The organism is Bacteroides sp. D1 (assembly GCF_000157095.2).
Lineage (GTDB): Bacteria > Bacteroidota > Bacteroidia > Bacteroidales > Bacteroidaceae > Bacteroides > Bacteroides xylanisolvens.
This window is the reverse complement of sequence record NZ_JH114332.1, coordinates 57,565-82,209: the sequence shown is the minus strand read 5'-3', so window position 1 is coordinate 82,209 and position 24,645 is coordinate 57,565. Positions and strand designations below refer to the sequence as shown.

At 42.4% G+C, this 24,645-nt stretch carries 13 protein-coding genes; 3 read left to right on the top strand and 10 right to left on the bottom strand.

The features are described 5' to 3' along the window. Nucleotides 1–21: 21 nt before the first annotated feature. Nucleotides 22–1,461, top strand: a complete 1,440-nt coding sequence (locus BSAG_RS18080) for an NADH-quinone oxidoreductase subunit N (protein ID WP_004312106.1) — start codon at nt 22–24, stop codon at nt 1,459–1,461. A 140-nt stretch (nt 1,462–1,601) separates the two neighbouring features. Here BSAG_RS18080 and BSAG_RS18085 read toward each other — a convergent pair whose 3' ends face one another. From BSAG_RS18085 to BSAG_RS18095, 3 genes are all read right to left on the bottom strand, one after another. Then, nucleotides 1,602–4,412, bottom strand: a complete 2,811-nt coding sequence (locus BSAG_RS18085; protein ID WP_004312105.1) for an ATP-binding protein — start codon at nt 4,410–4,412, stop codon at nt 1,602–1,604. Between the two features lie 192 nt (nt 4,413–4,604). Continuing rightward, a complete protein-coding gene (locus tag BSAG_RS18090) occupies nt 4,605–5,813 on the bottom strand; it encodes a hypothetical protein (RefSeq protein ID WP_004315642.1) in 1,209 nt (402 codons plus the stop codon). Nucleotides 5,814–5,856: 43 nt separating this feature from the next. Beyond that, complete coding sequence (locus tag BSAG_RS18095; protein ID WP_004315641.1) at nt 5,857–8,571, bottom strand: TonB-dependent receptor; 2,715 nt, start codon at nt 8,569–8,571, stop codon at nt 5,857–5,859. A gap of 456 nt (nt 8,572–9,027) precedes the next feature. Here BSAG_RS18095 and BSAG_RS18100 point away from each other — a divergent pair, with 456 nt between their 5' ends. Then, complete coding sequence (locus BSAG_RS18100) at nt 9,028–10,593, top strand: ATP-binding protein (RefSeq protein WP_004315640.1); 1,566 nt, start codon at nt 9,028–9,030, stop codon at nt 10,591–10,593. Between the two features lie 26 nt (nt 10,594–10,619). On the opposite strand, the gene BSAG_RS18105 is transcribed toward BSAG_RS18100, so the two are convergent. From BSAG_RS18105 to BSAG_RS18120, 4 genes are read right to left on the bottom strand one after another with little or no spacing between them, the layout of a single operon-like run. Continuing rightward, complete coding sequence (locus BSAG_RS18105; RefSeq protein ID WP_004315639.1) at nt 10,620–11,516, bottom strand: AraC family transcriptional regulator; 897 nt, start codon at nt 11,514–11,516, stop codon at nt 10,620–10,622. 34 nt (nt 11,517–11,550) lie between these two features. Beyond that, nucleotides 11,551–12,891 carry a mechanosensitive ion channel family protein gene (locus BSAG_RS18110; protein WP_004315638.1) on the bottom strand — a complete coding sequence of 447 codons (1,341 nt, stop codon included), beginning with the start codon at nt 12,889–12,891 and terminating at the stop codon, nt 11,551–11,553. A 37-nt stretch (nt 12,892–12,928) separates the two neighbouring features. Beyond that, nucleotides 12,929–13,957: a DUF4435 domain-containing protein gene (locus BSAG_RS18115; protein WP_004315637.1), complete on the bottom strand. Its 1,029-nt coding sequence runs from the start codon at nt 13,955–13,957 to the stop codon at nt 12,929–12,931. A gap of 22 nt (nt 13,958–13,979) precedes the next feature. Continuing rightward, on the bottom strand, nt 13,980–14,843 hold the full coding sequence (locus BSAG_RS18120; protein ID WP_004315636.1) for an AAA family ATPase: 864 nt from the start codon (nt 14,841–14,843) through the stop codon (nt 13,980–13,982). 122 nt (nt 14,844–14,965) lie between these two features. Between BSAG_RS18120 and BSAG_RS18125 the strand changes: the two genes are divergently transcribed. Then, nucleotides 14,966–15,883 carry a DMT family transporter gene (locus BSAG_RS18125; protein ID WP_004315635.1) on the top strand — a complete coding sequence of 306 codons (918 nt, stop codon included), beginning with the start codon at nt 14,966–14,968 and terminating at the stop codon, nt 15,881–15,883. A 90-nt stretch (nt 15,884–15,973) separates the two neighbouring features. On the opposite strand, the gene meaB is transcribed toward BSAG_RS18125, so the two are convergent. The 3 genes from meaB to BSAG_RS18140 form a co-directional block, all read right to left on the bottom strand. Then, complete coding sequence (meaB, locus tag BSAG_RS18130) at nt 15,974–17,065, bottom strand: methylmalonyl Co-A mutase-associated GTPase MeaB (RefSeq protein ID WP_004305376.1); 1,092 nt, start codon at nt 17,063–17,065, stop codon at nt 15,974–15,976. Between the two features lie 11 nt (nt 17,066–17,076). Further along, nucleotides 17,077–18,144, bottom strand: coding sequence for a DUF1573 domain-containing protein (locus BSAG_RS18135; protein WP_004301426.1), 1,068 nt, complete (start codon nt 18,142–18,144; stop codon nt 17,077–17,079). A gap of 225 nt (nt 18,145–18,369) precedes the next feature. Beyond that, the gene (locus BSAG_RS18140) at nt 18,370–24,114 is read right to left on the bottom strand and encodes an alpha-2-macroglobulin family protein (protein ID WP_004315634.1); all 5,745 of its coding nucleotides are present in this window, start codon (nt 24,112–24,114) and stop codon (nt 18,370–18,372) included. Between the last annotated feature and the right edge of the window lie 531 nt (nt 24,115–24,645).

Sequence of the window (24,645 nt, the reverse complement as noted above, 5' to 3'; positions counted from 1 at the left end):
CTTAATTCATAAATAAACAAGATGGATTATTCACAATTTCTAAATATGCGAGAAGAGCTGTCGCTCATAGCTGTCTTACTGCTGCTATTTCTAGCTGACCTCTTCATGAGTCCGGATGCACACAAAAATAGTGGGAAAGCACGCCTGAACACTATGTTGCCCGTTATTCTGATGGCTATCCATACGGCTATCAACTTAATTCCGGGAACTGCTACCGATGCATTCGGTGGTATGTATCACTATGTACCGATGCACACAGTTGTTAAATCGATCCTGAATGTCGGTACACTGATTGTTTTCCTGATGGCACACGAGTGGATGAAAAGAGAAGACACTTCATTCAAACAAGGAGAATTCTATGTGCTTACACTCTCTACCTTGTTTGGTATGTATCTCATGATTTCCGCCGGACATTTCCTGATGTTCTTCATCGGTCTTGAAACAGCTTCTATTCCGATGGCAGCATTGATTGCCTTCGATAAATACCGTCACAACTCTGCCGAAGCAGGTGCCAAATACATTCTGACAGCTCTTTTCTCCAGTGCATTGCTGTTGTTTGGTCTGTCCATGATCTATGGTTCTGCCGGGACTCTTTATTTCGATGACCTCCCTGCCCATATCGACGGAAATCCGTTACAGATCATGGCATTTATATTCTTCTTCACAGGAATGGCATTCAAGTTGTCACTGGTTCCGTTCCACTTATGGACAGCAGACGTTTACGAAGGCGCTCCGAGTACAGTTACCGCTTATTTGAGTGTTATATCAAAAGGATCGGCAGCATTTGTTTTATTGGCTGTCCTTATCAAAGTATTCGCTCCAATGATTAATGACTGGCAGGAAGTACTTTATTGGGTAACCATCGCTTCTATCACTATTGCAAATATATTTGCTGTCCGTCAGCAAAACCTGAAACGTTTGATGGCGTTCTCCAGTATTTCGCAAGCGGGATATATTATGTTAGGCGTTATCGGAGGCACAGCACAAGGCATGACGGCATTGGTATATTATGTATTAGTGTACGCTGCCGCCAACCTCGGAGTATTTGCCGTTATCACTATCGTGGCATTACGCAGTCAGAAATTCACGCTCGAAGATTACGCAGGACTTTATAAAACGAATCCTAAAATCGCTCTCTTGATGACTCTGTCTCTGTTCTCATTGGCAGGCATCCCTCCGTTTGCCGGATTCTTCTCTAAGTTTTTTATCTTCATGGCTGCTTTCGATGCAGGTTTCCACTTGCTGGTATTCATCGCATTGGTAAATACAGTGATTTCGTTGTATTACTATCTATTGATTGTAAAAGCAATGTACATCACTCCTTCCGACAACCCGATTCCTACTTTCCGCAGCGATCGTTGCACAAAATGGGGACTAGCACTTTGCACATTGGGTATCATCGGACTGGGTATTGCAAGTATCGTATATCAATCTATCGATAAACTGTCGTTCGGAATTTAAACGGACTACACCTTTTCACCAAAGAAACGGTCTTGGTTTCATGTCAGTATCAATCGACATCAAAACCAAGACCGTTTCTTCTATATAAAAGCCGCTTTTATTAATGAGGAAGGAAGATATTCACCTGCCTTATTACCACTCTACCGGGCACAGTTCATCTCTTCCGTCACGATCACTCCGGGAATAGTAAACCAAAACCTTGATCCTTTTCCTTTTTCAGAATCAACGCCAATCCGCCCACCTAATTGTTCAACGATGCTCTGACAGATAGAAAGTCCCAATCCTGTACCGTGTACAAAAGAATTAAGCTTCACAAAACGCTCAAAGATATGTGGCAACTGCTCTTTTTCAATACCGATGCCTGTATCTTCAACATAGAATTCCAATTCGCCATCTTTTAGTTTATATCCCACATGAATACTACCTTCAGAGGTAAACTTCATTGCATTGTTAACAAAGTTAGAGATCACCTGATGTATACGGTTACGGTCACTAATGACATGACAAACCGGAAGATGATCATCAAACACCAGTTCCACCTCTTCTTTCGCTTTCATCCCCATAGAGCGGACAATATCCTCACATAACAGATTTACATCTACATCTCCGTTAGTAAACTCAAATGTACCCGCTTCAATCTTTGACAAATCGAGTATATCTGAAATTAATTGCAACAAAAGTTCATTATTCTCACGTACAATCTTAATATACTCCTGACGTTCTGCCAGCTCTTCAGTTTCTACCAGCAAATCGGAGAAACCGACAATGGCATTCAGCGGCGTACGGATTTCATGACTCATATTGGCAAGGAAAGCACTTTTCAAACGATCCATCATCTCTGCTTTATCACGTGCCTGAATCAATTCGGCTTCAGTCTCCTTCAATTCTGTAATGTCATAATTGATACCGATGATTTCTATTTCATTTTCTTCCGGTTTATAATTGGTGACCATCACATTACTGCTGACCCAATTCCATTCGTTCTTCGTTCCGGGACGACGAATACGCATCTCCCCTTGGAAATGCCTCCTTTTTCCGTCTCTGACTCCATCATAAAAATCAAGGAAACGCTTACGGTCTTCGGGATGCATTTGGCTATAAACTGCTACCACCTCACTCAAAGGAATATCTTCCTCCTCACCTAAATTCTTATACCACTGTTTTATAGCATAACCTTTGCGGTTCAAGAGATTCAATTTAGCATATCCTACTTTTGCATAATCGGATATCATCAAGAAGAAATTCTCAAAATCACGAATACGGTTCATTGCATCAATACGCTCCGTATTGTCAATGCTTATTAAAATATATCCGCTGAAGTTGCCCTCATTATCATATAGTTTACTAACCTTCGAATATAGTTCTATCACATTAGAACGGCTTGTCTCATAATATCCTCCTGCTTGCTCAAAAGAATAATTAAGTCTGAAATCTACTAAATCTTCATTCCGTACACGATCACGTATGTTCTGCGGCACATTCGGATTATCAAAGAAGTTAACTCCGATCACATCCGACTTATTCACTACACCGAATATCTCCAAATCCTTATTATTCAGGTCTATCAAATAGCCATCCTTATCGTAGATCTCTACTCCTGCCGGAATATTAGCAAATATGTTCTGAAAGAGCTTCTCGCTACGGTCCAATGCCCGGTTAGCTTGTACCGATCCTGTAGAATCGAGGAACAAACCGACTATTTCATCTTTTCCGGGAGAATAAATAACCCAATGCGTATACCGTTCCGTTCTTGGAAAATATTCATCTTTCTCCCTATAAGAATTACTATCCAGTATCTCTTCCAGAAAATTAAGTTTTTGGAGATAGTCAGGATGCTTTTCAGATGCCAAAGAACCAATATACGATTCCAAAGGAAGCCCGAAAAAGGTTGAACTGACCTCATTCGCATCCGTCACCCGATAATCGCAAGGTTTATTATTCTCGTCACGGATAATGGACATACGTATATATCCCATCGGCATAAAATGAAACAGATTATTTAGGAAAGTCTGTTCACGGATTACCTTGTCCTTAGTTTTACGCAACTCGATACAGATATTTATAATATTTCCCAATGAGGAGAACCATTGAAAATCTTCATTACTCCAGTCATGGTAGGTCTCAACCAAATCAATCCCCATATATCCCCAAACGCGGTCGCCTGTCATCAAAGGAGTCACCATTAACGATTTGATTCCCTGAACTACAAGAATCTGATATTCATCAGGAGCCTCTTCTAATAACTGCTCCAGTGTATTTAAAATAATCGGCTTGCCCGATAATATCTGTTCACTCCACCATTTTGACTCACTGGCAGGCATGTCCTGCAGATTGTCTATCTCTGCCGATACTCCTTCAGAAACAACTTCGTAGATACAACTATGATGGGCATAAATTTCATCGTATTCAAAAATATAAACACGACCTTTTCCATTATAAAGATTCAGAATATCTCTTAAAATATCTGCGATACAAGATTCTACTGCCTCATCACGTAGGAAACGAAGCAACGATTGCGAAACAAAATTCTGACGACAAAGCAAATCATTCACACGCCTTAATGCATCCCTTTGATCTTCCTCCTTGGGAGCCTCAACGCGCTGGATTATTCCGAAAGCCTTATCACCTCCATCAACACCTGTACCCTTCTCACGAAAAGCCAGACGAGTATGCAACCAGACCTCGCCATATTTTGAATGAATAGGGAAAGTTTGTTCATAAAAGTCCTTATGGATAGAAGAATTTGCCCGGAACTCCTGGGCAATCTGCTTGCGATAATCTTCACGTATCAGGTTCAGAAAATCCGAAGTAGAGATGGTGTCGCCGTCCAATCCCAAAAGATCAGAAAGATAATCGGAACATAAATAACATCCTGCCGTTAAATCTACTTCCCACCACCCGATTTGTGCAAGAGAAGCCATTTTTTTGTATCGCTCGTTGTCTGTTTGCATATTTTGTATCGTTGTAAAATAATAGGTTGACAAATATACGAAAAAGGTAATCACTGATACCATAAAGGAGCAAATAAAAAAGCTAAAAGAAGATTACGAAAACAAATAAATAGAATATGGGAGAATCTGTTTGTTACAAATTCTCCCATACCTCCTATTAAAAAAGATACACTTTGCTACTCTATATCTTATTTATAAGGAAGAGAAATTATATCCGCTCCAAGTGAACAGGGATGCATCTGCACCTGTATTCGTAGTTGGCTCGGTAAATGTATTCAATGTACCGTTCAGCTTATTCTTAAAGTTCAATGTATAGGTGATGCTGATGCTGGAAGCAGCATTTCCTGCACCTTTACTGTCATTCATATCAATCAAATCGATTGTACCGCCTGAACCTTTGACAAGAGCATTGGTGATCGTAGTTTTTGCTCCACGACGGATTTTAATCACGTCTTGCATACGGTCTGCATTATCCGTTGTATTGGCAGCATTATTTACGATTGTCATATTTTCAACCGCAAAGTCTGACTGACGTAAATGATCCGGATAAATGCCATCCAAGTTACCATCTGCTTCAATGCCGCGCGGATCTGCTTCCGTACTGGTATAACCGCTTTCCCAAACACCATAGCAGTTTTTCAATTTACCGGAATATCCTTGAGTGAAGTCGAACATATCATCATCCGGGTTCACAGCCAACAGGTTGGTTACATTCACCGTACCGCCAAAGAATTCGATGGCATCATCCGCGCTCTCAAGAATGTAGATATTCTCGATCTTGGTACCGTTTCCAACACCGTTCAGTGTCAATCCGTTGTGCTCGATATCGGCAGTAGAGCGAGCACCGGCATAGCAGATTTTCACATAAGTCAGTGAACCGGAATTGTCATTATCGACATTACCACCGTATTTATAGTTGTTGTCAATTTCCGTCAGACCTGTATCACTCTTATTGGCGTTCGAACCGGAAATCGGAGCTTTACCATTGATAATGATTCCTCCCCAATAACCGGATGTAGGGGTTGTTGAATTGGCAGTGAAAACAATCGGTTTATCAGCTGTACCGTCAGCATAAAGTTTACCGCCCTGTGCTACCAGCAGATAACTGCTGAAACCTTCGCGAGCCTTAATCGTTGTTCCGGCAGGGATATTCAGACGGCCTCCATTTTCAATGACTACCGTTCCGTTCAGAATATATTCCTTAGCTTCCAATGTCTGTTCTCCGGTCAGCGTGCCGGACAGGATATTTTCGCCCACAACAATAGAGCTACCGGTCCCACCGTTGTTTCCACCATCTCCGTTACCATCACCGTCTCCGTCACTATCACTGCTACATGCAGTCAATGTAAGTGCTGTTGCCATAACGGCAAACGTCATAAAGTTCACAAACAATCTTTTCATTTTGCTTTCATTATTAGTTAATAATCTTATTTCATCACCCGGTTTAGAATGTACACGACACTCCCAGGCTTATATTTATTCCTTTCTTATAATCATTCAATATCACCTTTTCCCCGTTTTCGTTCACTTTGCGGCTTAACTTATAAGAGGGATTCAGCAGGTTGCGGGCTTTCAGGTTAAGGGAAAGATGCTTGTTCAGTTTGGCTTGGGACACAAAATCCAGTGTCAGTACTCCCTGCTCCATCATATCCTGATACCCCTGCGTGCCAATGGTATATATCTTATCACTCACATAATTAAGTACCAATGTATTGACAAAACTGCGTTCTCTTTTCGTGAAGTTATGCGAGAGGTCGAAATTGACAATCCACGGTGCAGCTCCTTCCAGTTGCGAACCGGTGGTAACCGTTGCCAAAGGCATTTTTGCATTCGTGTAGATATAAGAGCCATTCAATCCCAAAGAGAGTTTATTCATTCCATGCGCAGCATTACTCACCGGACGGACAAACAGATTCTTACGTATTTCTACTTCCACTCCTGCCACGGTTGCCTTATCCGCTATATTCTCATAAGAAAGATAACCTCCGGCGCTTGCCACTTCGATGCGGGATATCGGATTCTTAATCAATTTATAGAAAGCTGTGAGAGAAATCAACTCGGTCGGAGTGGGATTAAAGTCCCACTTCAGATCAAGGTTATAATGATCCGAAGGTTTCAGATTGAGGTTACCCTGACTGTTGAAGTTCACGCCGACATAACGGTAAGGAGATATTTCCTTTGCCTGCGGAAGCGTATATGTCTTACTAGCTCCCAAGCGAAGCGAGTTTTTATCATTCAGATTGCATTTGAGATTCAAGCTGGGCAGGAAATAATCTTTTTGGATGGTATTGTTTCCTTTAGAGCCTCCACGATTCACATTGTAATCCACTTCAATATCTACCTTGTCGTATTTCAGTCCCAGATTCACAATCCAACGGGGAGTAAACTGGTAGGTAGCCTCGGCATAAGCGGAATGGATATTCTTTTTTACGGTATATTCATCTAAGTTCTTTTGTATCTTGAACCAGTCGGAAGCAAAGTTTTCCTGATTATAATAATCGTCAAGCGAGAAGTCGTCCAAAGAAGGGAGGGTAGAAACATGTCCTACGGTCAGGTTATATTCCGTAGCTTTGAAGTTATCATCTACGAATCGGCCTGTATATCCGAAACGGATATTCGAAATTTCTTCTATATTATCTTTCAGACGATAGACCAAGCCTGCTTTTACATTCAAGTCGTCTTCATCTAAAGTTGAGAAGTAGCGCTGTTGTGAGTTGCCCCTTAGCAACGTATAGCCGTCTTCCGCTTTAGTCAGGTTATTGATACGACGATCCGGTTCGTAGCCTTTCACCATATTATAGGAAGCACCTGCATCGAGACTTAATGATTTGGTTAATCCCCAGTTAGACATCAGTTGATTAACGATCAGCATATTATCATTCGTTTGTTGGCGACGGGTGAATCCGAGGTTTTCATAGTCGTCACTAAAAATCGAGTTCTTACCGTTGTAATCGCCCACCGACTGGGTATTGGCATGAATCATCATCAAATTATAACTGATGTGATGACGGTTCTGCATATCGAAATCCACATTGGCAAGTGCCAGTTGACTGATATTCTCCGCATACTTCTTTCCATTCATATCTTTGTAGACCGTACCGCCGGTAGTTGTATTACGTATGATTTCATCCGTATACTGATAGTCCGTCGTATGTCCGGCAGTCAGGAAGAAAGAAAGCGGATTTTTGTCTTTTCCGACATAGAATCGTTTACCTCCGGAAATACTGTAACTCCGGTTGATTTGCAAATGTTGAGCGGAAGGGTCTAACTTATTTCTGAAGTTCCATGAGTTTTCATCGGCAGGTTCGGTACGATTGGCAAAGCCCATGAAGTTCACTCCATCCTGTTTCAGAAAATCGGCTGCTACCGTTTGTGTATTCAAGCCACCGGAAATGCCGAATCCCAGATGACCGCTACCAATTAGTTCTTTGGATACGATATCAATGGTTGCCCCTCCGACATCGCTGCTGCCTCCCGCGTTGAATGCTTTATTTACGCCTACGGACTGAATAATGTCCGTACCGAAGAAATCAAGAGAGATATTCTTATATTCCGGGTCTTCGGAAGGAAGAGCAAATCCATTAAAAGTAGTTGCATTGTACCGGTCACCCAATCCACGGACAAAGACATTTTTCACTCCGTCTTGTTTAGACACTCCGGCAACTTTCGTCACAGCACCTTCTGCATCCGAAACACCTTTGCGGGAAAGCTCCCTGACACCAACAGATTGTACGGCAATGACTGCTTTTTGCTGTTCGAGCAACAGCATATTCTCATTTTCCCTATTCTTCTTAGCTACAACCACCACATCGGCAAGTTCCTGTGCATCGGTTTCCAACTCCAGATTCAGTATCACCAGTTTTCCATTCTCCACACGCACTTTACGGCGCACTTCCGTTTTGTAACCTACATATTTAATCTCAATATCATACATACCTTCCAGAACGCCCATGCTGTTCAATTCGAAATTACCCTCCATATCGGTCACTGCTCCGACTTGAGTTCCGAGCAAACGTATCGTAGCTCCTATCAAAGGTTCCTTGGATAGTTTGTCTTTCACAGCTCCTTTAATCTTGATATTGGCAGCCAATGCAGGAAGTACACACAACAGGCAAAAGAAGGCCGCCACTGAAAATCGGATAAGAAATAGTTTTTTCATCTAACTTTGCTCTACGTTTTAATTACGTCGGCAAAGATAGAGGGTGAGCATTACAACCGTAAGACGAAAAAAATACAATCTATTGAAAGAGTCATTGCAAGATGATGACAAGATGTTACAAACGTATTATCAATCAGTTACGCTATTAGTTTAACTTGTTTATAAGCAAATTTAAGACCGGAACTTCACTCTTTTATCTCTCATTATGCATAAAATTAATCGGCTGACAGTTGTGAGAAGGTGAAAATTTTGGCTGATAGTGTATTTCCACCCGCTTGTCGTCAAAGATATGTTTCACCGCTTTTCAATGCATTACGCAAAGAAACACCGATAGCTCCTTTCCCACTAAGTATATATCCAACGTTGGACTTTCTTAAAAAAAGAACAGGCATAATTGACTTGAAACTAAATATCATTATCTTTGTGAATGTTTCACGCTAAAAACAGATATGCGTCATGGAAGAGAATTTCAGAAGATATCCGATAGGAATACAGAACTTTGAAGATTTACGCAATAATGATTGTGTCTATGTTGATAAAACAGAATTGATTTATCGTTTGACTCATACAAATAAAGTCTATTTTCTAAGTCGTCCCCGACGCTTTGGGAAAAGTTTGCTGGTTTCTACACTAGAAGCTTATTTCCTGGGAAAAAAAGAACTGTTTCAAGGCTTGGCTATGGAGACTCTGGAAAAGGATTGGACGGTCTACCCGGTACTACACTTTGATTTTAGTGTGAGTAAATATATAACCGCTGATATGCTGTCAGCCGTTATTAACCGCCAATTGCTTTTATGGGAGAAAATTTATCAACGGGAAGAAGGAGAAACGACTTTCAGTTTACGTTTTGAAGGAATTATTCGTCGTGCTTACAAACAGACGGGTAAACAGGTGGTGGTATTAATAGATGAGTATGACTCACCAATGCTGGACAGCAATCATAATGATGAAGTTCAAAAGGAAATACGTAATATCATGCGGGATTTCTTTAGTCCACTGAAAGCCCAGGGACAGTATCTTCGCTTCTTATTATTGACAGGTATCAGCAAATTCAGCCAAATGAGTATCTTCAGCGAGTTGAATAACTTGCAGAATATCAGCATGAGGGATGATTACAGTGCCATCTGCGGCATCACCGAACAAGAGTTGCGCACGCAATTGCAAATTGATATTGAACAAATGGCCCAAGCCAACAAGGAAACATACGAGGAAGCCTGTGTACATTTGAAACAACAATATGACGGTTATCATTTCAGTAAGAATTGTGTAGACATTTATAACCCATTTAGTTTATTCAATGCATTTGCGCAAAAGAGTTATGAGAATTTTTGGTTTTCGACCGGTACTCCCACTTTCCTGATAGATATTCTGCAAGAAAGCGATTTTGATATCCGGGAACTGGATAACACGACCGCCACCGCCGAACAGTTTGATGCGCCCAGCAATAGAATCACCGATCCTCTTCCGGTGCTCTACCAAAGCGGTTATCTCACAATTAAGGGATATGATCCGGATTTCCAACTGTATACACTGGCTTATCCCAACAAGGAAGTAAGAAAAGGATTTATCGAATCGCTGATGCCCGCTTATGTGCATCTGCCTGCACGAGAGAATACATTTTATGTAGTGTCCTTTATTAAAGACTTGCGTATCGGTCATTTAGAGGAGTGTCTGGAAAGACTGAAGTCTTTCTTTGCATCTATCCCGAATAAACTGAACAACAAGGAGGAGAAACATTACCAAACTATCTTTTATCTGTTTTTCCGGCTGATGGGACAGTATATAGATGTGGAAGTGGATACAGCCATCGGAAGAGCAGACGCGGTTGTGAAACTTCAAGATACCATCTATGTTTTTGAATTTAAAGTAAATGGTACACCCGAAGAAGCATTAGCGCAGATTAACAGCAAGGGGTATGCTATTCCGTATCAGGCGGATCACAGGAAAATAGTTAAAGTAGGTGTAAACTTTGACAGCGCCACACGAACGATTGGTGAGTGGAAGATAGAACTCGGGAGTTAATCACCGAGTTCATAAAAGAGAATAGGCTAAATCAGTTTCTTTTTCTTCCGGTAGTTCTCACGAAACTCTTTAGGCGAACAACTCTTTTTCTTCTTGAAGATCCGGTTGAAATTGGAAAGGTTATTAAAACCGCACTCATAACAAATCTCGGCGATAGACATCGTAGAATCTACCAGCAACCGGGAAGCAAAGCCCAGCCGAATATCAATGATATAATCGGAAAGATTCTTGCCTGTACGCAGTTTGAAGAAGCGGCTGAATGACACATCCGTCATCCCCACCATATCGGCCAACTGCCCCAGGCGTATTTCTTCCTGATAATGTGTATTGATGTACTCCTGCACTTTCTGCACACGCCGGCTGTCCGAATGAATATCTATCTTGGCAAAAGACGAACTGGACAAGGTACGCGCTTCTTCTTCAAAGAGAGAAAGTTCATACAGGATCGTCATAAACTTAATGACCGCATAAAATCCCTGTTTTTCGGAAGCAAGCGTATCCAGCAACGGATATATTTTGAGTATGGCAGACATCGGGAAACAAAGCCCTTTTTGTGCTTTATCCAGCATCCGGCGGATAGAGTCGAACTGATTCTTATTGATAAAGCTCTTGAAGAAAAGATCGGAAGAAAACTGAATCGTAATCTCCCGTATCTCTTTCGAATGGCAGTCGTTCTGTTCCCAGACGTGCTCCAAATCTTTTCCTGTTATCAACACCAAATCATAATCACCTATCACTTCGGAAGAGTCTCCCACAATCCGCCTTACTCCGGCAGCCTTTTCGGTGAAGTTCAATTCAAACTCGGAGTGGTTGTGTATAGGATAAGTGAATTCCGTTTTATAACGTTCCGCAATGTAAAAGCAATCCTTATCTGACAAAGGAGTGATTTCACGGATAATCTGGTTGGATAACGGTGTAGTCATAGTAATTACAATTTATAAGCGTTTTATCGTTTGATTAGTTTTCTATCTTTACCCCTATCTGATGCAGGTCTGCCCCCGACGGGTTTTGGAAGACACGCAAGTCGAATTCGGGAATAATGGCAAGCACATGATCGAAAACATCTGCCTGTATGCCTTCGTAGGCAACCCATACTTTATTGGCAGAAAAGAAATAAAGTTCCAACGGGATACCGGTTTCGGTAGGCTGAAGCTGACGTACCATGCAGGTCAGGTCTTGGTTGACAGTAGGCAGATTCTTCAGATAGTTAGTCAGATAGGCACGGAAAACTCCCAGGTTTGTTTGCCGGCGTCCATTCACTAACACAGAGTTGTCGATATGATGTTCCTTATTATATTCTTCCACTACCTTTTCCGTTTCATCCACATAGTCTTTCAACAGTTGTATCTTCCGGTATTTTGCCAACATCTCCGGTGTACAGAAATGCACACTGGTCATGTCTATATTGATGGAACGTTTCACACGACGTCCGCCGGATTCCTGCATTCCCTGCCAGTTTTGGAAAGAATCACTAATCAATAGATAAGGAGGAATGGTGGTGATGGTATTATCGAAGTTACGTATTTTTACGGTATTCAATGTTACTTCTATCACCGTACCGTCCGCACCGTATTTCGGCATCGTGATCCAATCGCCCACCTTCAGCATATTATTGGCGGAAAGCTGGATGCCGGAGACAAATCCCATGATACTGTCCTTGAAAACCAACATCAGAACCGCAGCGGAAGCTCCCAATCCGGTCAGCAACACCACCGGACTTTGCTTTATCAAAATACTGATAATGATGATAGCTCCTATAAAGAAGAGAATGACTTGCGCTGTCTGCAAAAGCCCCTTCAAAGGTTTGTCTTTATATTGTTCACGCGCGCTATATACCAGATACACAGCCGTAAACAAAGCACTGACGAAGCGAAGAAAGACTGCAAGGATATAAATCATGCAAAGTCTTCGAAGAAAATCAAGCAAAGCAGAGTCTGCATGTTCGGGGAAGGCAATAGGAATAGATATATAAATCAATATAGGCGCCACCATCCTGCTGATGTTCACCATTACTTTATCATTAAATACAATATCATCCCAAGTAGCTTTTGTCTGTCTCACCAATTTAGCCACGGTACGCAGAATAATCTTGCGGCAAATCAGATTAGCCAATAATGCTATTCCAATAATAAACAATAAAATGATAAAGTTATCAATCTTATCAGCCATAGCTTCATCCACTCCCATCGAGAGCAAAGCATGATTCACCTCTTGCATCACTACATTACCTGCTTCTTCCGGTTGCCCGTTTGCTAATGCCACACTCACTGTATCAACCACTTCTTTTACTTCTTTCATAAGCAATCGTCTCTCTCTTTTTTAGTTTTTCTTTTATTTATGATCTCTGTTTCTTTTCTTCTTTATTCTTTCCTTCTTCCAAATATTCACTGATATCCTGCCGTAGCCAATCATAATGGAAGAGTCTTTTGTAGGCTACATTCTTCTTGAGCATGATTTCTACGTTCACCTGGCTGTTCTGATAACAAGTCAGTTCGTTTCTGAACTGTTCATTGTGTTCGGCCAACCGCTTGATTTCCTGTTCCCGTTCACGGCGCAATACGGTGCAGACCGGAATCAGTAGTTTCATTACCACATTATCCATCACATGGTGTCCCTGCATATACAAGTAAGTAGTTTCCGGCACCAAGCCCAGCTCTTTAAATTCAGTCCGCAATCCATTCACCTGATTAATGTTATGGGGGAATTTCCTTTTCAACTCTGCCAACTTCTGATTAACCCGTTGTTGAAGGGATTCCAAGCTCTTTTCCGGATGCCGGAGATTAATCTCGCGCAAAGAAGTATAAGTATGGAAATCGTACATGGGGAAAGTGTAAGTATCCCGTTGGCGATAGAACCATACGTTCCAGAGGAAAAGCGGATATACTATTTCAGAGTACTTCTTCAGGTAGAAGTTGAAATCTAAAATGGAACGGTCATTCAACGTAGCCTGCACACATACTTCGTGAAGGCTTTCGGCAAAACAATGATAGTTTTCAATAGCATAGGTATAAGTCTGAAAAATATACCTGTTCCGATTGATTTTACGGGAAGTATTGGTAGCTCCCTGCAACAGGAAATCATAGTCACTGTCCACACAGGCAATCAGACTTCTCCCCAATTCGGCTGTATTCAGCGTGTTCATGAGTACCATCTTTTTTCCTTTTGCCAGGGAGGTGGCCGAAGGAAGCATCACTTGGAAATAGTGTTCGTCGTCTTCAAACTCTTCAAGCAATGTGCGCCAGAAAGCGATGTCGTCATAGCTTTCTACGTAAGCGATGATACGTCGGCGGGCTTTCTTCGGATAAAGCTTATGGGCGGCATTGAAATAAGAAGAAGTCAGATTATCTCGTAGTGAAGTTGCCATTTGTTCAATTACAGGTTACGAATTACAAATTACAGTTGGGAGAATCCTTGTCGAGCTTGTGCCCTACGGTGGTAGATATATCACTTACTTCTGTCACGGCATCCAGCCAGCCTTCCATAATGACGGCAGGCGAATGGGTAGTCAGGATAATCTGCACATTCGGATTCAGTTCACGTATCATAGCAATCAGTTTCTGCTGCCATTCTATATGAAGGGAGGCTTCCGGCTCATCCATAAACAATACACAATGGCTGTTGTCCTGCACGAGTACGGTCAGCAGGATAACCAGCATTTGCTTTTCACCGGACGACAGTTTATAAGGGAATAATAGTTCGCCATCCTGATAGAAAGCGATATCGTTCCGTTTCCGGTCTATCTTTTTGCGTGTATAGCTGAACAGTTCGTCAATCATATCCTGAAAACGACGTTTGGCTACAGATAATGTAGCTGCTTTACGACGCTCTTCTTCATCAGTGCTGGAAAGCATTTCAATCATCTTATTACCAATGTTGACCTGATAATCGAGGTAACGGCGTTGCAAGAGATAGAGTTGCCAGTCCAGTTCAGACTTTACATTCTTGTCGGCCATGCGGGCTGTGAAGTCACCCATAATCAGGGGACGGTCGTAGCTTCGGATGACGTCATAAGGAATATAGGTTGCCTGGGGATTGTCGAAAAAGAGACGCACTCCGTTCTTCTCGTCACTTTTCATTTCACCGGAAAGTTCTTCGAGGTATCCCACCGAACGGTTCAGAATGGTAGTCTTCCCCACTCCGTTGATGCCGGAGAGGATGTTCACATCGGGACGCAAATCCCATCCTATATTAAAGCGTTCCCATAGTCCGTGTATCTCGATACGACGGATATAATTGGCTTGTTGTTCCATAATATTCAAGTTTAATCAAGGCAAATATAAACAAATCATACGATAAAAGACTACCTTTGCAACCGTTTTCTCTATTTGATTGTTAATGATATCAGAGATATGGTAAAATAAATAGTATCAACATGGACAAAAGTAAGAACCTGTATGGTCATTTGTTTGCGCTTACAGCAAACGTTATGTGGGGATTAATGTCTCCCATCGGTAAGTCGGCTCTTCAAGAGTTTTCTCCAATTTCTGTCACTACATTCCGCATGGTGGGGGCAGCAGCCGCTTTCTGGATCCTTTCCATGTTTTGCAAACAGGAACATGTGAATCATCAAGATATGCTGAAAATCTTCTTTGCTTCACTGTTTGCGCTAGTATTCAATCAAGGAGTGTTTATCTTCGGACTTTCTATGACTTCTCCTATTGATGCTTCTATCGTAACTACCACTCTACCGATTGTAACAATGGTTGTAGCGGCCATTTACTTGAAAGAACCTATTACCAATAAGAAAGTACTGGGAATTTTTATAGGTGCTATGGGAGCGCTCATTCTCATTATGAGTAGCCAGGCAGGAAGCAACGGAAATGGAAGCCTGATTGGCGACTTGCTTTGTCTCGTTGCACAAATCAGTTTTTCCATATACCTGACTGTATTCAAAGGATTGTCTCAACGATATTCGGCAGTAACGATTAATAAATGGATGTTCATATATGCTTCAATGTGTTACATTCCGTTCTCCTATTATGATATTTCTACGATTCAATGGACTTCTGTTTCCACTGTCGCCATTCTACAGGTACTTTATGTCGTATTAGGAGGTAGCTTCCTCGCGTATCTCTGCATTATGACTGCACAGAGGCTGCTCCGTCCTACGGTAGTCAGTATGTACAATTATATGCAACCGATCGTGGCTACGATTGCGGCAATCGCGATGGGTATCGGAAGTTTCGGCTGGGAGAAAGGAATCGCTATCGCGCTCGTATTCCTGGGAGTATATATTGTGACTCAAAGTAAATCAAGAGCTGATCTTGAAAAAGCAGAAAAGCCTCATTAATAGTACAAGCGGGTAGAAAGACTGACGTTTCCTACCCGCTTATGCTAAATGTATTCTTTAAGAATCAGAATCTTATTATCATTTAAAGTCTTATTTCAAATCCTCAAAATAAGTATCGAGCAAGCTTCTTGCAGCTATAAACGAAGTCAGGTTGCCTTTCAATACCTGCTGTTCTTTTTCTAAGAGCATTGTTTCAATCTTCGGATTATGATAAAAGCTGTCACGAAGTTGTTCATTGATGCTTTCATACATCCAATATTTACTTTGCTCGTTGCGGCGATATTCAAAATAGCCGTTTTCTTTCACGAAGTCAATGTATTCGTAAATCATATCCCAGACCTCCTTCACTCCCAGGTTATAAAAACCGGAGTAAGTCAATACTTTGGGAATCCATCCGGATTCAGGCGCAGGAAACAGATGCAATGCATTACGGAATTGAGTGGCAGCCAACTTGGCACGTTCCAGATTATCTCCATCGGCCTTATTGATAACGATACCATCCGCCATCTCCATAATACCACGCTTAATCCCTTGCAGTTCATCGCCCGTACCGGACAACTGAATCAACAGGAAGAAATCAACCATCGAGTGAACAGCCGTTTCGCTCTGTCCCACTCCTACGGTCTCCACAAAAATCTTATCGAATCCGGCAGCTTCACAAAGAATAATCGTCTCACGTGTTTTGCGTGCCACTCCTCCCAAAGAACCGGCTGACGGACTAGGGCGGATAAACGATTTAGGATGCACGGAAAGCTGCTCCATACGCGTTTTATCCCCTAAGATACTGCCTTTACTACGCTCACTACTAGGGTCGATGGCCAATACCGCCAGTTTGCCCCCCTTTTCGAGCACGTGCAGACCGAATACATCTATGGAGGTACTCTTTCCCGCACCGGGAACGCCGCTGATACCAATCCGGATCGAATTACCGGAAAATGGCAGACACTTCTCTATGATTTCCTGTGAGACAGCCTGATGTTCAGGCTTTACGCTTTCAACCAATGTCACAGCCTGACTCAATATGGTGACATCACCTTTTACGATACCTTCTACAAACTCTGCTACTGAAAGTTGGCGTTTCTTAGGTTTCCGCTTTAAGTAGGGATTCACAGATGAGGGTTGCTCAATGCCTTTATTGACAACAAGCCCCTTATATTCTTCACTATTTTCAGGATGTTCCATAATCATAGGATTTAGCGTTTGATATTGATTTCAACTTTCGGGCGTAACGGATCATTTGTTATCATCAGGATACGTAAATGATGCTTCTTATTACCTACGTCACGCTTACGAATAGTTACTTTGAGCTTCGTCATTCCATCCGGAGGAAGGACCGTCTTCTTCAGGCTCACTCCTACCGACGAATTGAATACCTGCAACTTACTGATGACTAACGGAGTCTTTCCGGAATTGGCTATCAATATATCATGGCTTACCTTATTCTTCTTTATCAACGGGATACTAAGATCAATATCCGTTTCCGAAATGTGCATGGCAGGAGCGTTCAAAGAATCTTTTTCCGTCATACGAGAGAAGTCGGGAAGAAGAATGGCCGAAACCGGTATTTCATTATCTTCGCTCACCTTATCACCGGAGAAACGGGAAAGGTAGACAGAAGTCTGTGTCAATCCGTAATCTTTTAGCTGGCTCGCATCCAGCGTCAGTTTGATAGTTCCCTTCTTGCCTTTCAACAAGACTTTGGGTTCCGCTTCCATTTTCAGATAAGGAGGCAGATGCATCAATACCGGTTCGTAAGGACGATCCGAAAGATTGGCGATATCAAAGGTCAATGAAGGCTGCTGTCCGCGATAGACATCGGGGAAAGCAAACTCATCACGATCTAAACGAATATTTCCAATTGTATAAGGAAGTAGCTTTGTATAATCTTTTATTTCCTGCACTACTTCACCGGTAAACTTCAGATAGACCAAGCTCGGACTGGCATTGCTATATATTCCTATCGACTTTTCAAAATGTCCTAACGCTTTTGCGTCAAAAGAAGCTTTTACTACTCCTTTTCCTCCCGGGGCAATCGGTTCTTTGGTCCAGTCGGCCACGGCACAGGCACAAGAGGTTGTGACGTTGGTCAGTACCAATGGCTGGTTTCCCGTGTTAGTGATGGTATATTCCACTGTCACCGGACGTTTCCACTCAATTTGTCCGAAGTTATGTGTCTCTTTATTTGAAGAGATACGAGGTTGGGCAACGGCTGCCAAAGCGACAGTAAGTAAAGATAATATAGATAGTAAACTACGTTTCATGCGATATTTTTTATTTTGGTGCACAAATGTAGGGGTTTTAGATGAGTTTTTCACCACAGATTACACAGATTAACACAGATTGACGAAAGAGGATAATTCTCCCCATCAAGAGGTATCAAATAGATTCAGGCACGGATTACGCCTATTTTACGGTTTCAGTTTATCTAATGAACCGTAAAATCGGCATAATCCGTGCCCGAATATTTCTCTTACAAATGTCCTGCGTTACTCTTTAACAGCTACCGTCATCGAAGCAGAATGTGAAGCATATTCTGGTGCGTATGCACATTGCATGGTTGCCAGACCTGTTTCGTAAGTTCCTGCACGGCTGACACGGTAACTATATTCCAATACATATACTCCTTTTCCTAAATGATCGAAGAAGAAATTGGTCGATGCATCTTTGATGTCTACGTAATAGCCCAGTCCGTTGTTCCAACGATAGCCGGAAATGCTGCCGATCGGTTCGAAGCAAGCTCCCCGCTGATCTTTCAACTGCACAAAGTCCATCGGACGGTCTACACGGATGCTCAAACGGGAAACGACTTTATCACCTACCTGAAGAACAGTTTTCGCTGTTATAGGCTGCAATTGAGGGACATTATTTACCATACGTTCCACATACAATTGTTTCTCTACATTCAACTCACCACCCTGTTGTTTCACATCACTGATGGGGGATTCAAATTCTGCATATACAGCTCCCCAGGCGATACCCGGATTTCTCTTTTCCACTTCAATCTTACGGGCATCCACCACGCTCTTCTGTGTGAAAGAACGTTTGATATATCCCAATCCGGGAACAGTTGTTTTACTCGGAGCAACCGTTTCCAGCACTTCATTAGCAATTACAATCCGTACATCTCCCTGATTGTCGAGCAAGTTAACACCTTTCATCAGCAATGCAAATACCGCGTCGGCAGTAGCTACCGGAGAGTTCCATTGTTGTGTTTGCTTTTGCTTCAACAGCCAAAGTTTCATTTCTTCCACGGTATCGCTGTTACCGCCTATCGCCTCCAATGCTTCCATCACATCTACGTGAGCCTGCATCTGCATTCCGCCCCATGTATACGGATTCTCGTTGAAAGCAAAGAACATTCCCTGTTCATCCGTCTTGGTCAGGAATTCTTTCAGAGAAGCGACAAATTCCTGTGCTTCTTTCTTGCGTCCGGCTTTATCCAGTACAATAGCGGCAATCGCTTTCGTATCCATCGAAGGAGAAGTAAGCAGTTCTCCTACTTTAGAAAGATAATAGGTATAAGCAGCTTTATTGGCAGCAGGCACCTGCTCTCCGGAAATAGCGATGAGATACAAATATTGCAGAATACTACCCGAAACACCGGTAAATTTCACTCCTTCTTTCTGTGCTTTCAAGATTTCCTTATATTCGTCTAAAGCTGATTGATGAAGGTAAGTGAAAGCATTTTGTTGCAAGGAGAGAGCTGGACCTGTTAATTTCTCACCTGTCAACATAGCCAGACGGGCATTCAGTTCGGCGATATAGGTAGTAATATATCGGCTGCCGGTCATTCCTTTATACCAAGACCATGCACCGTTTGCGTTCTGCAACTCCTGTAATCGGGTCAAAGCCGCTATATTATTGCTACGGATATTATTCAAATCAAACAAAGTGGCGATACGTTCTTTCTGTTGCTCTTCCGTTTGCGCTTCGAGCACCCAGGGAGATTCGGACAGAATAATATTCTTCACTTCCTGATTCTTTTGCAGATTGCTCAAGAAGGTTTCTTTCGTACCTCCCTGCAATTTCCAACTTTCAAACACTGCTTTGATCTTCGGCTGACTGTTCATAATGAACGAAGCCAAGGTATTTGCATAATATGCCGTAGCCCAGGAGATCGCATTATTGCTTGTAGGAAGACTCAAAGAAGGCAATGCCTGAATAGCATACCAGGCCGGATTTCCTGTAAACTCGACAGTCAGTTTACGGTCGGTTGCCGTTTTACTTTGTTGGTTGAACAGGCGGTCGAGTGAGAAAGTACGGGTTTCTTCTCCACGTACAGGCATTGGAAGTGTCTCTACCAAATGTTCTTTATTGCTAAGCACCGGAAGCAACTGTTGTTCTCCATCGCTGAAAGTACCGCTGTCGGCTATCATCCGGCATCCCAATATTTCGTATTTATCACTGACGGTAAACTGGAAGCTCACGCCAATCGTCTTTCCGGCAACAAGGCTGAATTTCTGTTTTTGTGTACTGATTACTTTCTCCGTCATCGGATCGAAAAGAATCAGAGTTACTGTTCCGGCTTGCGACTTACCAGTCATATTAGAGATAGAAGCTGTAAGAGAAGTCTTATCTCCCACACGTACAAAGCGGGGAAGATTAGGAGTCAGCATAAATTCCTTACTCGTGGTAGCTTCACCGTCCAATGTTCCCATCAGCATCCCTTTCGTATGAGAATATCCACGGAAGTTCCAACGCGTCAGACTTTCGGGCATCGTGAAAGAGAACGAGATTTCTCCCTGTTCATTGGTACGAAGTTGCGGATAGAAGAAGGCCGTTTCTGCAAGATTTGTACGCAGGTCGGCAGGAGCTTCAGGGAGTGTTTCGTTTCCGGACGTTTCATCAAGTTTACCAAGTGTTCCCGTTTGACCCCATCCTGACTCAAATTCCACATCTTCAGAAGCATCGGAGACTAAAGCCGGTACATATTTCACTTCCACCGCATTGCTCCGGCTTGTAACACTTCCTGTCATCGACACCTTTCTCTGAACCGCCAGACCTCTAACCACCACTCCATCAGCCAAAGACTCCGACAATGCATATACATTTCCTACACCGGAAGACATCACGAAATAATCATACGCCAATCCCGGCACTTTAAGACTTTTCGTATTCCACCAATAATTAAATGAATTATTTCCTGAATATCCGCTCATCCAATTAGAATACGGAACAATCTGACTATAGAAGATTTGGAAATTCTGCTGACGGTTCCATATCTTATCCAGTGAAGCATCATACATCGTTGCCAGCATCTCCGCATTAGCGGCTTGTCCTTGCGGCGTTTTAATCGTCAGTTTCCATTCTTCCTTCTGTCCGGGACGCAACTTATCGCGGAATACTTCCCACTTCATAGTCAATGTCTTATCCGGTACACGTCTGGTCAGCCGGGCATGTTCCTGATAAACCTGTCCATCTCTTACCATACAGAAATTCACAAACACACCGTCACCATAACTCTCCTGATATGGATATTCGAAGCGAACAATCGTATCAGACAAGTTCAACGTCTTACTTTCCAGCAGTTTATCACCGGAGAATACATTCATCATCACATAAGCATCCTTTTTCGACGTACCGAAGCAGAATACAGCCGGATGAGTCGCATCAAATTCCATATTTTCTCCATAGAACCAAACTGTCGTTTCTACAGGCGGACGTTTGTCCTCAATGGAAAAAAGAATCGTGTTAGTATCAGCAGTCACTTCCTTGCCCTGATTATCTTTCACCGATGCTTTCAGTACATAAGGGCCCGAAGGAAGATCCTTCCAATCGAGCGTTATTTCTTCGTTAGAAGTAAAAGTTCCCGTTGCAATCGATTTCTCTTCCAGTTGTTTGAAATCCTGGTCTTTGGCAGGATACAAGTAATAATTTCCTTTCACTTCCACAGGTTGTCCATTCAGGTTTTGCACGTTAAACATCGTGTCGAATGGTTTATCCTTACAAGTCTTATCATGCAATTCCACCTGCAAAACCAACGAACGATTTCCGGCCGAAATGACATCCGTAGAAGATTGTGTTTCACCCGCCACATTGGTAACAGTAGCTTCAATGGAATAGCGATAATATACTTTATCATCATTCTTATAAGAGTCACTTTCCTGCAGGCGGACCGGTATCGTAAATTCTCCGTTCTCATTGGCCGTCACTTCACCGGAAGCAATCTGTACCGATTCCGCAAACCGCCAAAGGCTGTATGTAGAACGCATCACTTTATATTTTACCGGAAGATCCTGAAGCAATACACCGCTATAAGATTCTATCTTGCCTTTCACCTGCACTTCATCTCCCAACTTGTAACTTCCCTGTTGCTTTTCAAAAGTGATGTCAAATGTCGGACGTTTATAATCTTCCACACGGATACTTGTACGGCCTCTTCCTGCCTTCAACGAGAACATTCCGTTCAGGCAAGCTGAAGGCAACGCGAAATCAGTGGCAAACGAACCGAACTCATTGGTGCGTACCGACTTCTGCCCTACTTCCTGATTATTCGCATCCAATAAAGTCACCATATATTCCTTGTTCGGGAGCACATCCGCCGTATCTGATTTTTGAGAATAGGCAATCCCTTTCACATACACCGTTTGTCCGGGACGATACAAAGAACGGTCAGTCAATAAAGTCATATTTTCCGCCACTTTATCTTCGTCACCGTAGTATCCGTAACTTCCTGCATAGATACCTTGCTTCGGCATCGCTGTATCCGTGCCCTTGGAGGCTCTCAAATAGCGGTATTCAGATTTCCAGGGAAATACCACCTTACCATCTTTGTCCGTCGTAAACTCTTGCAAAACTTTTTCATCGTTACTATACATCGTAACTTTCGCATTCGAAATAGGATGTCCCGTCTGTCCGTCCAACGTCACCACTTGATATTGTTTTTCCGGCAGACGACAAGTCAACACCTTGAAACGTGTTACGTCAAACTTGCTTTCACTGTCTCTCTTTGCACGAATATCCGGTATGATACGCATTATGTAAGCTCCAAGTTCGGGAGCTTTGAACGTAAACACCGTGTCCTGTGTCCGGTAATCTTCCGGACGAATTACAGAGTAATGTTGTTCTTTTATCAGTTTCTTCGCCTGATAAATCCGGACGGTAAAACCATCCAGATTCTTATGTGAGGCTCTTAGTTCTATCTCTTCGTTCGGGAAAGCCTGATCTGCTGCATAGACATTCAAATAAGGAGCCAATATCTCTTCCCGAAGATTTTTTAGAGCATTGATTCTGTCATACCCCGGATAAAGACGAATCGCCTCATCGCAAAGCTGCAATGCATTAACCTGCTGTTGCTTTTCAATTGCATAACGGGCTTGTGCCAGATACACTTCAGCACATATCGGTTCCGAAGCATATTTACTTTTCAATGTATTCAATGCTTTCAGGTAAGTGTCATCCGTCAATACCAAAGCCTCTCCCTTCGCTTGAAGAGGTCGGATATACCGTTCCGCTCCCCGTCTCCATTCCAAATAGTTAAGTGCGGTCAACACATAACCTTCTTTCAATCCGGCTGCTTTATAAGCAGAAAGCATATTTCCGTAAATAGCTATTATATCCTGTTTCACCGGATTTACGGCGTTCGTTTCAGTATACCCGCTACCTAGTTTTTCCACTTGCAACAGAGCATCAATTCCACGGGAAGCCAATAGATGATAGAGGTCATGGTGATAATATTCACTCGTTTTCCCCAGTTCTACGAAAGGGATATAGTCGCGTGAAGAAGTTTCGAGCAGTAACACAGAGTCAGCCAAGGCTTCTTTCACATTTGTCCGCACTTTTTCTACAAACATATTGGCGGTCCACTCGCGTATATCCGCAGAAGGCGTTTGGCCTACGATTTCCGTCCGTTGGCGAAGTTGCCACTGGTTGTTGGCAGCATAATTTGCATAAATTCCGGCTATCAGAGAATGCAAAATAGCACGGTCCATTGGTTGGTCGGTTTGTTTCACCCACTGTTCCAGTCCTTTCAGACCGGCATAAAGACTATCCGGATTCAACATTTCCCGGTATTTCATCCGCCACGCGTATGCTTTGAGCATCTGCGGAGAGTTTTTCTCTTTTTCCCCTTTCTGATAAATCTCATCAGTCAGTTTTATCACTGTTTTAGGCAAGCTCTTTTTCTCTGCTTGCTCCACTTCTTTCCATAATTTGTCGAAAGTCTGTGCCTGCACCGCCGGAATCACTCCCAACCATAGTAGCACCATCATACAAATCTGCTTTACTTTCATAATCTTTCTAGTTTAAGTTCGCTATAAGTCTCACTCTATAAATAACAAAGTAAAGAAATAAAGTTTAAAGATTTGTACTTTTTAGCTTAAAAAAAACTTTTATCAAGCTACCAACCTTATACTGTATCGTATAGACGTTAGCTCATTAGCAGATTCACTTTAGAATAAAAAAATATTATTCGGTTTGTTATTTAATTGAATAGTTCATTTTTGCACTGTTTTCACCACAGAGGACACGGAGGGCACAGAGGTGAATTGGGTTTATGATTACGGTTGTGACCCTAATTTTGATGCGTAATCCTTCCTCTATAAAGTTGAAAAAACGGTTCTTCGTCAAATTTGGTGGTACTTCTTCTATTGTGAATAAAGAATCTTGGCTCTCAGTAGTTTACTTCCTGCCCTATTGTACATCTGCCTTTTTACCGCTTTAATTTTATTCACTGTCCCCTCCAGTAATCCGTTATTAAAGGGGATATCAATAGCTGCCTGTACTGCCTCCCAGTCTTTTTCTAATACCATATGCAAGTTCGT